Consider the following 13372-nt stretch of genomic DNA (forward strand, 5'->3'; position numbering starts at 1 on the left):
TCGAAGCTAAGACCCGCCGGCTGAGACGCCGTTCAGGTCGCGCAGCTTCCGCAGCGGCGACCACACCAGGAACGCGGCCGACGCGAGGACGCCGGCCGCGGCGACGTGCAGGGTCACCCGCATGCCGAACGCGCTGGCCAGGGCGCCGCCGAGGAGGCTGCCGAGCGGGACCGCGCCGAGGATCAGCGTGTGCGTGATCGAGTTGACCCGGCCCAGCAGCGCCGGGGGCGCGACGGCCTGCTGGAAGCTCATCTCGAACACGTTCAGCACGATGACGCCGAAGGACGCGAAGAACCCGGCGACGACGTAGCACGCGAGCGCCCAGCCCGGTCCGGTGAACGGGTAGAGCTGGTACGCCACGCCGTAGAGCACAGCCGCACCCACCAGCGCCCGCGCGTCGCCGAACCGCCGTCCGATGCGCTGCGCGGTCAGCCCGCCGGCGAGGGCACCGGTCAGCGTCGACGTGCCGAGCAGCCCGATCGCCCACGCCGAGAGCCCGACGTCGCGCGCGAGGAAGACGATCACGATGGCGAGGTGCACGGACTGGAAGAGGCTGGACACCGCGCCGTGCAGGCTGATCGCCCGCAGCACGCGGTCGCCGCGGACCACCTTCAGGCCGTCGCCGATCTCGCGCCACAGCCGGCGCGGACCGGGCTCGGGCCGCACGTCCGGGGTCTCGATCCGGCGTAGCCAGAGCGCCGACCAGAGGTAGCTGACGGCGTCGACGGCCAGCGCCGCGGCGTTGCCGAGCGCCTGGATGATCAGCCCGGCCAGGCCGGGGCCGGCGACCGCCGCCATCGACAGGTTCGTCTGCAAGCGCGCGTTCGCGTCCGGCAGCTGCCCGGGCGGCACCAGTCGCGGCACGTAGGTCTGGTGGGCGATGTCGAAGAACACCCCGAACAGCCCGACCCCGAGCACGACGACCAGCAGGTGGGCCAGCCCGAGCACGCCGAACAGCGCGGCCACCGGGATCGACGCGATCAGAACCGCGCGCCCGACGTCGGCCGCGATCAGCAGCGGGCGGTGGCGCACCCGGTCGCACCACGCGCCGACCTGCAGGCCGAGCACCAGGTAGGGGAGGGTTTCCGCGGTCCGCAGCAGGGAGACCTCGAAGACGGAAGCGCCGAGCACCGTGGTGGCGAGCAGGGGGATCGCCAGTACGTCGATCCGGCTGCCGAGCTGGCTCGCCAGGTCGGCGAGCCAGAGCCGGCGGAAGTCGCGGTTCCCCAGTGCCCCCATGATCCCAACGTGCCACGCTCAACAAAGTTGCGTCAACCAGACTCAAGGTGCACGTTCTGTAACAGAAGATATGATCAACGCGAGTTAGTCCTCGAACCTGCGCTGCGCGTGGCGAGGGGGTGCCGGGATGGGTCGCCGTACTGCTTGGGACTCCGCCGCGGTGACCGGGCTGGCGGGTTTTGCCACCGGGTTGCTGGTGGCCGCGCTGCTCGTCGCCGGCCGGACGGCACCCCGGCCCGCCGAAAACGTCGTCGTCGCCCCGCCGACCAGCACCGTTCCCGCCGTGCCGGTCACCGTGACCGCCTCCGTGGCGCCGTCCACCGTCACCTCGGTCGACACGCCGGCGCCGTCCACCACCACGAGCGTCGTCCAAGTGACCGTGACACCGCCATCGCCGACTTCGGCCACCCCGACCTCGACGACGCCCGCGTTGCCGCTGACCAGCGGGTGGCGCGACTGAGGAGGCAACCGGCCGGCCGCTGACTCCGTCTGGTCGGTATGCGAAGGATTCCGTGGATCGCGGCGGTCGTGCTCGTGGCCGGGTGCTCGGCGCCGGAGGTCGCGTGCCTGGCGATCGGCACCCCGATCGGCATCGGCCTGACCGTCCCGGACCCGGCGGGCATCACCCGCGCCACGCTCGACGCCTGCTGGGGCGACCAGTGCGTCACGCGCCGGGTGGACCTGCGGCCCGACGACGCGACGGGGGGCTTGCAGGGCTTCGCCGACATTCCCGGCCTGCGGGCCGAGCCGGTCAAGGTCACCGTCCGCTTCGACGACGGCAAGCCGCACACCACGGTCGTCACCCCGGCCTTCACCGAACCGGGCGGCCCCGCCTGCGGGAAGGCGGGGCCGCAGGCTCAGGTCGTGGCCGGGCCCGACCGGGAGATCCGGCCGCGCTAGCCGACGTCCCGGCGCCGCCAGCCGGCGAGCCCGGCGACCAGCGCGACGACCGCGACCGCCATGAGCCACACGAGCGGGGTCGCGACGAGCTCCTGGCCGGGCAGCTTCGGCGGGTGCTGGAACGGCGAGATGTCCAGCACCGCCTGCGGCAGGTTCACGACCGGGCCGAACAGGCTGAGCAGCAGCGCCAGCGCGCCGACCGCCCACGCCGTCGCCGAGTACGCGGGCAGCAGCCCGAAGATCGCCACCGCCAGCGCGACGACCACCCAGGCCGCGGGCAGCTGGACGAGCATGCCGGACAGCGCGTCGCCGATCGAGCCGCCGACGTCGTGCGTGCGCAGGCCGTTGGCCAGGCCCATGAACACGCCGCCGGCCAGCAGCAGCAACGCCGTGCCGAAGAAGGCGAACACCAGGTGACCGCCCGCCCAGCGCAGCCTGCCGACGCTGGTGGCCAGCACCGGTTCCAGGCGGTTCGCCGTCTCCTCGCCCCGCATTCGCAGCACGGCCTGGACGCCGTACAGCGACGCGACCATGGCGAACATCCCGGCCATCGCGGCGAGGAACGCCTGCGTCAGCGCGTGGCTGCCGCCGAGCCGTTCGAAGATCTCCTGCGCCTGCGGGCTCGAGCCGACGAGGTCGCCGATGCCGCTGGCGATCGAGCCGAACACCGCGCCGACCACGGCCGTGCCGACGGTCCAGCCGAGCAGCGGGCCGCGGTGCAGCCGCCAGGCGAGCGCGAGCGGGGACCGCAGACTCGCCGCCGCCCGCGCCGGGCCCGGCCGTGGCGGCAGGATGCCGACGCCGACGTCGCGGCGGGGGAGCAGCCAGTACCCGGCCGCGCCGACGACGAGCGTGAGGGCCACCGGCAGCAGCAGGACCCACCAGCGTTCGCCCGCGAACGCGCGGACCTGCTGCACCCAGCCGATCGGCGAGAGCCACGACAGCCAGCGAGCGTCCACAGTGGAGTCTCCGGCGCCGCGCAGCAGGAAGGCCGCGCCGACGACGGCGGTGCCGATCCCGTTGGCCGTGCGCGAGTACTCGGCGAGCTGGACGGCGACCGCCGCGACGGCCGTGAACACCAGGCCCGCCAACGCTTCCGACGCGCCGAAGGCGACCGAACCCGCCGCGGGCAGGCCGGCGCCGATCATGCTGACCGCCTGGACCAGCCCGATCAGCACGCTCGCCCCGCCGGCCACGAGCAGCGACGCCGTCAGCGCCGCGTACCGGCCGACGACCGCGGACGCGAGCAGCTCCGCGCGGCCCGTGTCCTCCTCGGCGCGCGTGTGCCGGGTGACCGTGAAGACCACCATCAGCCCGGTCAGCAGCGCGAGGAACCCGCACATGCGCCAGGCGATGAACCCGCCGGCCGTGGTCAGGTCGAACGGCGGCCCGTAGAGCAGCGCGTACGACGGGTTCGTGTTCGCGCCGGCCTGCAGGGCCAGCCGGTCGGCGACGGTCGGGTAGAACTGCGTGAAGGTGTTGACCGTGCTGGCCGGGACGATGCTGAGCAGCACGATCCAGATCGGCAGGACCACGCGGTCGCGGCGCAGCGCGAGCCGGGTGAGGTGCCAGGTGCCGGCCAGCTCGTGGGCCGGCGCGACGTCGGCTTCGGCGCGCGAAAGGGTCGCGGTCATTTCGCGCTCGCCTCGGTGGTGTAGTGCCGCAGGAACAGCTCTTCCAGCGTCGGCGGCTGGCTGACCAGGCTCCGGACGCCGACCTCGGTCAGGTGGCGCAGGGCCTCGTCGAGCGAGCGTGTTTCGACGTCGAACCGGACGCGGTTGCCCTCGACCTTGAGGTCGTGGATGTTCGCCAGTTTCGTCAGGCCGTTCGGCGGGCCGGCCAGCTCGGCGGTGATCGACGTCCGGGTCAGGTGGCGCAGCTCGGCGAGCGTGCCGGACTCGACGGTCCTGCCGTTGCGGATGATGCTGACCTTGTCGCACAGGGCTTCGACCTCGGCGAGGATGTGGCTGGAGAGCAGCACGGTCCGGCCCTGCTCGCGCTCCTCCTGGATGGCGTACTGGAACGTCGCCTCCATCAGGGGGTCGAGGCCGGACGTCGGTTCGTCGAGGATCAGCAGGTCGACCCGGGACGCGAGCGCGGCGACGATGGCGACCTTCTGCCGGTTGCCCTTCGAGTACGTCCGCCCCTTCTTCTTCGGGTCGAGGTCGAACCGCTCGACGAGGTCGGCGCGGCGCTTCTCGTCGAGGCCGCCGCGCAGGCGCCCGAGCAGGTCGATCACCTCGCCGCCGGAGAGGTTGGGCCAGAGGTTGACGTCGCCGGGCACGTAGGCCAAGCGGTGGTGCAGGCTCGCGGCGTCCTTCCAGGGGTCGCCGCCGAGCAGCCGGACATCCCCCGAGTCCGCGTGGAGCAAGCCGAGCAGCACCCGGACGGTGGTCGACTTCCCGGCGCCGTTCGGGCCCAGGAAGCCGTGCACCTCCCCAGCGGGTACCTGCAGATCAAGGCCGTCCAAGGCCTTAGTCCGGCCGAACGCTTTGTGCAGGCCGGAGATCGCGATGGCGTTTTCCATGCTTCGGAAGCTACACTGGTTTCACAAAGTTGTGAAGTTAAGAAAATGTCTAGATGGAGTGATCTTGGTGGGGTGGTACGAGAGGATGACCGGATGACGACGCCTGGCACGAAGCGGGATGAGGACGCCGTCCGCCGGTACGTCGAGAGCCTCGCGCTCGTGCTCTCGCAGATCGGGATGCAACGCATGGCCGCGCGGGTGTTCGCCGCGCTGATGACCACCGACGAAGGCCGGCTGACCGCGGCCGACCTCGCCTCGCAGCTGTCGGTCAGCCCGGCGGCCATCTCCGGCGCCGTGCGCTTCCTCGAGCAGATCGGCCTGGTCGCCAAGGAGCGCGAACCCGGCGAGCGCCGCGACCACTACCGCCTCTACGACGACCTCTGGTACGCCACGTTCCTCAAGCGCGACCGCATGATCACCATGTGGCGCGACGCGGCCGAGAACGGCATGGACGCCCTCGGCGAGGACACGCCCGCCGGGCAGCGGCTCGCCGAGATGCGGGACTTCCTGTCGTTCATGCTCGTGGAGCTCAACGGCATGTACGAGCGCTGGCACAAGCTCCGCGACGAGAAGAACGCCTAACCCTGCCGGGCGGGCCGGATGGTGAGGTCGCCGATTTCGACGTCGTCGGGCTGCTCGACGGCGAACGCGATCGCCCGCGCCACGGCGTCGGGGCCGATGCCCAGCGCCGCCATGGCCTGCTGGGCCTGGTCGCGCTGCCCGGGCTCCTCGATGTGGTCGAGGAGCTCGGTGCGGACGTACCCGGGCGAGACGGACGTCGTGCGGACGACCCCGTCGGTCGACTCCTGGCGCAGGGCCTCCAGCAGCGTGCGCACGGCGTTCTTCGTGCCCGCGTAGACGGCCTGCTCCGGCACGATCTTCAACCCCGACGTCGACACCGTTGTGACGAAGTGCCCGCGGCCCTGGCGGCGGAACACCGGCAGCGCGGCGGCGATGCCGTTCAGCACGCCGCGCAGGTTGACGTCGATCATCGCGTCCCAGTCGTCGACGTCGAGGTCGCCGACCGGGGCGATCCGCGCGACGCCGGCGTTGGCGACCAGGACGTCGAGGCGGCCGAAGCGGTCCACCGCGAGGCTCACCAGCCGCTCGAGGTCGGCGCGCTTCGTGACGTCGACGGTCCGCACCTCCGCCCGGCCGCCGCCGGCCCGGATCCGCTCGGCCAGTGCGTCGAGCCGATCGGTCCGCCGTGCGCCCAGCACGACCGCCGCACCCCGGGCCGCGAGTTCTTCCGCGGTCGCCGCGCCGATGCCGCTGCTCGCGCCGGTGATGGCGACGACCTTGCCGTCCACTCCGCTCATCGCGGTCTCCTCCACTAAGCTGACAGTTGTCCGGTTACGCCTCCGAACGTACCGGACAGTTGTCCACTTCGCTGTCGGGAGGTGTTGTGACGGGTCGTGAGCGCCGGTCGGACGCGGTCGCCAACCGCGACCGGATCGTCGAGGCCGCGCGGGCCGAGCTGAGCCGGTCCAACGGCGCGGCCGCCGAGCTGAAGCTCCACGCGGTCGCCAAGGCGGCCGGCGTCGGGCAGGGCACGCTCTACCGGCACTTCCCGACCCGCGAGCACCTGCTGGCGGAGGTGTACCGCAGCGAGCTCACCCAGCTCGTCGACGCCGTGGCCCCGCTGCTGGCCGAGCACGCACCGCTGGTGGCCCTGACCCACTGGCTGGCGCGGCTGGTCGAGTACGCGCGGGTGAAACGCGGGGTCATGGCGGCGATCGAGGCGTCGGCCTGGCAGGACCTGTACGCGGACCAGCACCACCGGCTCGACGACGCCCTCGAGTCGGTGCTCGAGCGCGGCAAAGCCGCCGGTGAGGTGCGCGAAGAGGTCGACGCCGCCGACGTCATCCTGCTGCTCGGCGCGTTGTCCCGGATCCCCGAGGCGGAGTGGGACGCCCGGGCGGCCAAGGTCGTCGCGGTCGTCGTCGACGGCCTTCGCGCACCGCTAGCTTCGAGAACATGGTGATCCTCGCGCAAGCCCTGTACGTCAAGCGGAAGACCCCGCGGCTGCCCGGTGCGGCGGGCCCGGCCGAAGGGCTCGTGCCGGGGAGCGGCGAGCCGTTGCGCCTGGCCGTGCTCGGCGAGTCCACGGTGGACGGCGTCGGCGCCGCCACCCACGAGGAAGCGCTCACCGGCTGCCTCGCCCGCGAGCTGGCCCGCGGCGGCCGGGCCGTGCGCTGGCAGGCGGTCGGCCGGACCGGCGCCAACGCGAGGACCGTCCGCGACGAACTGGTCCCGCTGGTCCACCCGGCCGACCTGGTGGTGATCGCCCTCGGCGTCAACGACACCATCGAACTCCGGACGGCCGCGGGCTACCGCCGTGACCTGCTGAGCCTGGTCGTCGAGCTGCGACGGCGGCTCGGCCCGGTCGACGTCGTCCTGGCCGGGGTGCCGCCGATGGCGCGGTTCCCGGCCCTGCCGCGGCCGCTGCGGGACGTCCTTTCCGCGCGTTCGGCCGCGCTCGACGAGGCGGCCGCGGCGCTGGCCCGCGTCCCCGGCGTCCGGCACGTCCCGATGGACCCCGCCCTGCTCGACCCCACGGCGTTCGCGAGCGACAACTTCCACCCCGGACCCGCCGGATACGCCCGCTGGGCGCACAACCTGGCACTCCCCGTGATCGCTTAGCGGCACTGCGTCGATCTTCAAAAAAAGTTCGCCGTTCGTGTATCTGGCCCTCCCGCCACTGCGTCCTGTGGAGCAGCCACGCACGGAGAGAGGAACACGGCAGGGGGTGCCGGGTTCGGAAATGCGCGGTGACCGGGAGCCGAGGGGGCTACCGGACACCGTCGGCCGGGTGCCTTTCGGGGGAGGGGACATCCGGCGGGGCCCGTTGGGGAGCGGGCCCTTGAGGGAGGGGAGTATCGGTCGGCGCGGGTTCACCCGCCCGCGTCGGCCGGTGCCTCCCCCAGTCGTCATTGACCGGAAGCGCGACCGACCAAGTAAGTTGACTGATGTATCCGAGATCCACCTGCACGCTCCTTCCCCCCGAAGGACCCGCGATACTGCCGATGCCGACTCGAAGACTTTTCCGAAGAGGGGCAGATACCGTGACCGACGTGCAAACCACAGAGGTTGACCCGCCTTGGGAGGGCTTGACCGGCGCCGAGCTGCACGCCGCGTGCATGCAGGCCGCCCGGGACGGTGACCGCCGGGCGATGGACCGCCTCGTCGCCGAGCTGACCCCGCTCGTCTGGCACGTCGCCCGGGCCAACGGCCTCGACCGTTCGGTCGCCGAGGACGTCGTCCAGACCGTGTGGCTCGCCCTCTTCAGCCAGCTCGGCAAGCTCCGCGACCCCAAGGCCCTCGCCGCCTGGCTCATCACGACGACCCGGCGCGAGGCCACCCACCCGTTCGGCCGCCGCATCCAGCCCGTGCCGCTGAGCGACGAAGTCGCCGAAGCCATGCCGAGCACCCAACCGGCACCCGAAGACGAAGCCGTCCGCGCCGACCGCGACCGCCGGGTCTGGCGCGCCTTCGTCCGGCTGCCCCACCGCTGTCAGGAACTGCTCCGGCTGACCGTGCTCGCGGGCCGGGCGGAGTACCAGCTCGTCGCCGAGGCGCTGCGCATGCCACGCGGCAGCGTCGGACCGACCAGGGGGCGCTGCCTCGACCAGATGCGCGATCTCCTCGCCAGTGAAGGGGGAAGCCGATGAACGACCTCGGAACGCCGGGCGAGGCCTTTTCCGACGAACTGATCCTGGCCGACGTCGGCCGCTTCCTCGACGAACTGGACCCGCCACCGGACGACCTGGTGCAGCGGGTCCAGTTCGCGCTCGCGCTCGAAGACCTCGACGTCGAGGTCGCGCGCTGGGAGCGGCTGGACACCCTCGCCGGCGTGCGCGGCGGCGGCACCGGCACGATCACCTTCACCGTCAGCGACCTGACCGTGATGATCAACCTGACCAAGATGGGCAAGCTGCACCGCATCGACGGCTGGCTGGTGCCGGCGGGGCAGTACGGCGTCGAGGTCCGGGTCGCCGAGCACGGCACGTCGTCCACGACCGCCGACGAAGGCGGCCGGTTCGTGCTGGACAACGTGCCGCGCGGGACGACGCAGATCCTCGTGCACCTCGGCGACGTCTCGTGCCGCCGGACGGTCGTGACGCCGACCGTCGTGCTTTAACCCAGGAAGTCGGCCAGGGGGACGGGAGTCAGCCCGTCTTTCTTGGCCTGCTCGACGAACGCCGTGTAGTCCTCTTTGAAGGTCTTCCGGAAGTGCATCAGCACGATGTCACCGGGCTTGAGCTTGTCGCCGGCCTGGAACTGGACGTGCCCGTCGTTGACCGCGGCCGTCCACAGCACCGCGACGCGCATGCCGCACGCGGCCGCCGCGCGCTGGGTGTTCTGGTCGTAGATGCCGAACGGCGGCCGGAACAGCGACGGCCGCACGCCGAGGCTCTTCTGGAAGTCGTCGGCGTCGTCGCAGATCTCCTTGCGCTGGAACTCGAACGGCTTGCCCTTGAGGTTCGGGTGGTCGACCGTGTGGTCGCCGAGCGTCGCGCCGGTGGCGTCGAGGATCTGCTTGAAGTAGGCCTCGTGGCCCTTCACGTACTTCTCGTTCAGGAACAGCACCGGGTGCGTCCCGTTCTGCTGCATCAGCTTCAGCGCGTCGGGGTCCTTCACCGCGCCGTCGTCCATGGTCAGGAAGACGTACGGCTTGTCGGTCGCGATCCGCTTGACGACCGGGACCTCGCCGTTCGCCACCGCGGGTGCCTTCTGCTGGACCGTGCCGAACGGGTACGGCGCCGACACCGTGCCCCCGGGGCCGCCGCCCGGGGCCGGGTTGGGCTCGCTGGTGCCGGAACCCCTTGGGGTCGGCCCGCTCGTCGAACAGGCGGTCAGTGCCAATGCCGCGGCGACGACCACGGCTGCGACGCGCTTCATCCCGCGTCCCCCTTTCGCGTAGTAAAGACTACCCGAACGAGTGACGTCGGAGGGTGGGGTGAAGTTGCGTCGCCTGATCTTATGTGGCCGGGACCACCCAGGTCAGCGTCCTGTTTCCGCCGCCTTGACCAGCTTGCCGGAGAAGAGCTTGATCACCCGTTCGAGTCCGGCTGCGAGGATCGGGCCGCTGCCCTTGACCGGCTCGGTGAACGACCCGGTCCAGCGCAGGTGCGTGCCGCCGTCGGCGGTGGGCGTCAGGAGCACCTCGGCGCGGTAGTCCTTGATCGGGTTGGCGCCGAAGAACGTGTAGACGTGCTTGCGGCCGGGCTCGTACTCGACCGTCTCCTCGCGGATGAGCACCGGCCAGAGGCCGACCTCGCGGACGGCGCCGACGCCGGGTCCCGGACGCTTCCAGCGGGCCTGCACGATGAGTGGCTTTCCCCACTCCGCCCAGCGCGGCCCGTCGGCTTCGCGCTCGAACAACGCCTCCGGTGGCGCACTGCTCGTGCGGTTGACCTCGAAGGAGTACTTGCGGCCCACCGGAACCTCCCACGTTGTTGACAGGTTGATAATTAATCGTCTCGGGCAGCGTAGGTCAAGATGGGGGCGTGAGCACGCCGCGTCCCGACCTCGCCGCGCCGCACTGGCTGACCCAGCTCCTGCGCAGCAAGCCGGTCCCGGTGCCCTGGAACATGGTCGCCCGCGCGGTCATCGCCCTGGCCGTGCCGCTCGCGGTGGGGTACGCGGCGGGCGACATCGCCGTCGGCGCGCTCGTCTCGACCGGCGCCCTGCCCGCCGTGCTGTCCGAGTCGGCCGGGCCCTACCGCTACCGCGCGCGGCGCCTGGGCGGCGCGACCCTCGCGGCGACGGCCGGCTACGTCGTCGGGCTCGTCACCGGCGGCACGCCCGCGCTGTCCGTGCCCGCGGTGATCCTGGTCGCCGCCGTGTCCGCGCTGATCAGCGCGGCGGGCAGCAACGCCTCGGTCGCCGGGCTGCAGATGTTCGTGTTCGCCGTCCTCGGCACCGGCCAGCACGCGACCGGCGTCCGCGTCGAGATCCTGCTCGGCCACTTCTGCCTCGGTGCCGTCTGGAGCCTCCTGGTGGCGCTGGTCAGCTGGACGTTCCGGGCGACCAGCCCCGAACGCACCGCCGTCGCGCACGTCTACGTCGAGCTGGCCGCGATGCTCTCGGCGACCGACGAAGCCGTCTCGCGGGTGGCCCGCCACCGGCTGACCACGGCCATGAACACCGCCTACGACCAGCTGCTGACCGCGCGTTCGTGGCTGTCCGGCCGCGACGCCGCCTACCGCCAGCTGCTCAACCTGCTCTCCGCGACGACGCCCGCGGTCGAGGCGTCGGTCGCGATGGTCAACGCCGGGCGCCGCACGCCGCCGGAGGTCATCGACCACTTCGTCGCCTTGTCCGCGACGGTGCTGGCCAGCCAGCCGCTGCCGGAACCGCCGCCGGCACCCGAAGACGAAAGCGACCCGGTGCTCGCCGCCCTCTACGCGGGCCTGGTCCGGATCGGCAAGGGCGACGACCGGAAGCGCCGCGAGCCGACGCCGTGGCACCGGCGCCTGCGGACCTGGGCCGGCTCGCTCGCCTCCGGCCCGCTGACCTGGATCGCCGCGCTGCGCTTGACCCTGTGCGTCGCGATCGCCGAGGTCGTCGGCCTGCTGGTGCCGTTCGAGCGGTCCTACTGGATCACCCTGACAGTCGGGATCGTGCTCAAGCCCGACTTCGGCTCGGTCTTCGGCCGCGCGGTGCTGCGCGGGATCGGCACGGTCGTCGGTGTCGGGGTGGGCGCGATCATCCTCGGCGTCGACGGGCACGGCTGGCTGCTCGTCGCGCTGATCGCGATCTTCGCCGGCGGGGTCGCGGTCGGGAAGGTGCGCAACTACGGCATCCTCAGCGCGTTCGTGACGCCGTTGATCATCCTGCAGATGGACCTGGCGCACACCGGCAGCTGGAACGTCGTGGTGGCGCGGCTGGTCGACACCGTCCTGGGCTGCGTGATCGTGCTCGTCTTCGGGTACCTGCTCTGGCCGGGCAGCCGCCGTCCCCAGGTCGGCGGGCGGCTGGCCGACGGCCTGGACGCGGTCGCGAGGTACGTCTCGTCCGCGCTGGTCCAGGCGTCCGAAGGGGACGCGCGGCTCGCGCGGTCGCGGGCGCGCCGCGGTGCCTACCGGGCGCTGGCCGACCTGCGGACGGCGTTCCAGCAGGTGGTCGTCGAGCCGTCCGCGAACGGCCGCCAGGCGGTGGCGTGGTGGCCGGTCATCGCCGCGCAGGAACGCGTCGCGGACGCCGTCACCGAGGTCGGCGTGACCATCGGGCGGGGCGTGGCACCGCCGGACCCCGGCGACGTCGAGCTGCTCACCGCGGCCCTCGACGAGCTGGCGTCGGCGATCCGCGAGCAGCGCGAGCCGCGGTCGGTGCCGCTGCCCGACAGCCCGCAGCTGTCCGGGGTGGTCGACCAGCTGGAGTCGGCGTTCGACGCCGTCCGCGGCCCCGACCTGGTGGAACGCACCCCGCTCCGGCTGGTCAGGCGGTTCCTGCCCTACCACAGGCGCACGTGACGTCCGTGCTGTTCAATTGCCGTCATGGGAATCGACTTCGATGCGTTGAAGGGCAAGGCCGAAGAGGCCCTGCGTGAGCACGGCGACAAGATCGAGGAAGGCCTCGACAAGGCCGGTGACTTCGCCAAGTCGAAGTTCGCCGGCCACGACGAGCAGATCGACAGCGGCATCGAGAAGGCCAAGAGTTTCCTCGACAAGTTCGACGACAAGCCGGACACGCCCCCGGCCCAGTAGCTACTGCACTTCGCCGGTCGCGATCCCGTCCGAGAGGCCGGTGATCCGGCCACCGCGTTCGCCGAGCGCGATGAGGCCCTGCCGGGCGTCCGGCGCCGAAAGGCTGATCCGGACGCCCGCGCGCTCGACGTCCAGGCTGGCGGCCAGCGCCTGCGCGCCCTCGTAGCCCGCGTTGATCGTGGCCGCGAGCCCGCCGGTCGACGCGAGCGAACCCCGGGCGGCGCCGAGCCGGCCGAGGGCCTCGTCGACGATCGGCAGCAGCGCGTCCCGGTTGCCTTCGGTCATCGCGCGGACGAGGTGCGGGCTCGACCCCGCGACGCGCGTGCCGTCGCGGTAGGAGCCGGCGGCCAGCGACATCGCCAGCGGCCCGCCCTCGGCGCCGATCGTGGCCAGGATCGCCGCGAACAGGTGCGGCAGGTGCGAAATCCGGGCGACGGCTTCGTCGTGCGACTCGGCCGGCAGCGGGACGACGTGCGCCCCGAGGTCCAGCACCAGCCTGGCGACCTCGGCCCAGGTCTCGAGGTCGGTGTCCTCCTCGACCGCGACGACCCAGGCCGCGCCCTGGAACAACGCGGCGTCCCCGGCCAGCCAGCCGGAGTTCGACGTCCCGGCCATCGGGTGCCCGCCGACGAAGCGCGTGTAGGGCACGCGACGGCGCACGGCGTCCAGGACCGGCGCCTTCACGCTGGTGACGTCGGTGAGCAGGCAGTGCGACGCGTGCTGGGCGACCAGGCGCAGCACATCCTCGACCGCCGGGAGCGGCACGGCCAGCACGACCATCGCGTCCTCGGCGGCGGCCCGGTGCAGCGCGGCCTCGACGTCGGTCGTGACGTCGAACCCCGCTCTGCTCGCCGCGTCCGCGTCCACCTCGGAAACCGCGGCACCCCACGCCGTGCGGCCGGTCGAGGCCGCCGCGCGCAGCAGCGAACCGCCGATCAGCCCGAGCCCGATCACGCATACGTCTCGCACGGCGCCCATCCTGCCAGTAACAACC

General features: G+C 72.3%; 16 protein-coding genes. 9 read left to right on the forward strand and 7 right to left on the reverse strand.

The genetic code is table 11. From position 1 onward, the window contains the following. Window positions 1–6: 6 nt before the first annotated feature. On the reverse strand, window positions 7–1239 hold the full coding sequence (locus ACWEN0_RS11095) for an MFS transporter (RefSeq protein ID WP_451971667.1): 1233 nt from the start codon (window positions 1237–1239) through the stop codon (window positions 7–9). 127 nt (window positions 1240–1366) lie between these two features. Here ACWEN0_RS11095 and ACWEN0_RS11100 point away from each other — a divergent pair, with 127 nt between their 5' ends. Beyond that, window positions 1367–1699, forward strand: a complete 333-nt coding sequence (locus ACWEN0_RS11100; protein WP_451971670.1) for a hypothetical protein — start codon at window positions 1367–1369, stop codon at window positions 1697–1699. 38 nt (window positions 1700–1737) lie between these two features. Next, window positions 1738–2139, forward strand: coding sequence for a hypothetical protein (locus ACWEN0_RS11105; protein ID WP_451971673.1), 402 nt, complete (start codon window positions 1738–1740; stop codon window positions 2137–2139). Here ACWEN0_RS11105 and ACWEN0_RS11110 read toward each other — a convergent pair. Beyond that, window positions 2136–3773: an ABC transporter permease gene (locus ACWEN0_RS11110; protein WP_451971676.1), complete on the reverse strand. Its 1638-nt coding sequence runs from the start codon at window positions 3771–3773 to the stop codon at window positions 2136–2138. The two genes, ACWEN0_RS11105 and ACWEN0_RS11110, sit on opposite strands and share 4 nt — an antisense overlap. Then, window positions 3770–4666 (reverse strand): ATP-binding cassette domain-containing protein, encoded by an 897-nt coding sequence (locus tag ACWEN0_RS11115; protein WP_451971679.1) that lies wholly within the window; start codon window positions 4664–4666, stop codon window positions 3770–3772. Before ACWEN0_RS11115 ends, ACWEN0_RS11110 begins: the two co-directional genes overlap by 4 nt. A gap of 93 nt (window positions 4667–4759) precedes the next feature. On the opposite strand from ACWEN0_RS11115, the gene ACWEN0_RS11120 reads away from it, so the two are divergent. Continuing rightward, on the forward strand, window positions 4760–5248 hold the full coding sequence (locus tag ACWEN0_RS11120; protein WP_451971682.1) for a GbsR/MarR family transcriptional regulator: 489 nt from the start codon (window positions 4760–4762) through the stop codon (window positions 5246–5248). Here ACWEN0_RS11120 and ACWEN0_RS11125 read toward each other — a convergent pair. Next, entirely contained in the window at window positions 5245–5985 is a 741-nt protein-coding gene (locus ACWEN0_RS11125; RefSeq protein WP_451971685.1) for an SDR family oxidoreductase, read from the reverse strand. The genes ACWEN0_RS11120 and ACWEN0_RS11125 overlap by 4 nt on opposite strands. Before the next feature lie 86 nt (window positions 5986–6071). Between ACWEN0_RS11125 and ACWEN0_RS11130 the strand changes: the two genes are divergently transcribed. From ACWEN0_RS11130 to ACWEN0_RS11145, 4 genes are all read left to right on the forward strand, one after another. Continuing rightward, window positions 6072–6650: a TetR/AcrR family transcriptional regulator gene (locus tag ACWEN0_RS11130; RefSeq protein ID WP_451971687.1), complete on the forward strand. Its 579-nt coding sequence runs from the start codon at window positions 6072–6074 to the stop codon at window positions 6648–6650. Further along, window positions 6644–7309 carry an SGNH/GDSL hydrolase family protein gene (locus ACWEN0_RS11135; RefSeq protein WP_451971690.1) on the forward strand — a complete coding sequence of 222 codons (666 nt, stop codon included), beginning with the start codon at window positions 6644–6646 and terminating at the stop codon, window positions 7307–7309. Before ACWEN0_RS11130 ends, ACWEN0_RS11135 begins: the two co-directional genes overlap by 7 nt. 422 nt (window positions 7310–7731) lie before the next feature. Beyond that, window positions 7732–8337, forward strand: a complete 606-nt coding sequence (locus ACWEN0_RS11140; protein WP_086863115.1) for an RNA polymerase sigma factor — start codon at window positions 7732–7734, stop codon at window positions 8335–8337. After that, complete coding sequence (locus ACWEN0_RS11145; protein WP_451971693.1) at window positions 8334–8807, forward strand: carboxypeptidase regulatory-like domain-containing protein; 474 nt, start codon at window positions 8334–8336, stop codon at window positions 8805–8807. The genes ACWEN0_RS11140 and ACWEN0_RS11145 overlap by 4 nt, the downstream gene beginning before the upstream one ends. Here the strand turns inward: ACWEN0_RS11145 and ACWEN0_RS11150 are convergent. Both ACWEN0_RS11150 and ACWEN0_RS11155 read right to left on the reverse strand, forming a co-directional pair. Continuing rightward, window positions 8804–9550, reverse strand: a complete 747-nt coding sequence (locus tag ACWEN0_RS11150) for a polysaccharide deacetylase family protein (protein WP_451972019.1) — start codon at window positions 9548–9550, stop codon at window positions 8804–8806. The two genes, ACWEN0_RS11145 and ACWEN0_RS11150, sit on opposite strands and share 4 nt — an antisense overlap. Window positions 9551–9670: 120 nt before the next feature. Next, the gene (locus ACWEN0_RS11155; protein ID WP_451971696.1) at window positions 9671–10108 is read right to left on the reverse strand and encodes an SRPBCC family protein; all 438 of its coding nucleotides are present in this window, start codon (window positions 10106–10108) and stop codon (window positions 9671–9673) included. 68 nt (window positions 10109–10176) lie between these two features. Between ACWEN0_RS11155 and ACWEN0_RS11160 the strand changes: the two genes are divergently transcribed. Next, a complete protein-coding gene (locus ACWEN0_RS11160; protein ID WP_451971699.1) occupies window positions 10177–12144 on the forward strand; it encodes an FUSC family protein in 1968 nt (655 codons plus the stop codon). Between the two features lie 24 nt (window positions 12145–12168). Next, window positions 12169–12378, forward strand: a complete 210-nt coding sequence (locus ACWEN0_RS11165) for an antitoxin (RefSeq protein ID WP_451971702.1) — start codon at window positions 12169–12171, stop codon at window positions 12376–12378. On the opposite strand, the gene ACWEN0_RS11170 is transcribed toward ACWEN0_RS11165, so the two are convergent. Next, entirely contained in the window at window positions 12379–13356 is a 978-nt protein-coding gene (locus tag ACWEN0_RS11170) for a prephenate dehydrogenase (RefSeq protein WP_451971705.1), read from the reverse strand. Window positions 13357–13372: the final 16 nt, after the last annotated feature.

The sequence above is a fragment of the Amycolatopsis sp. NPDC004378 genome (genome assembly GCF_053602455.1).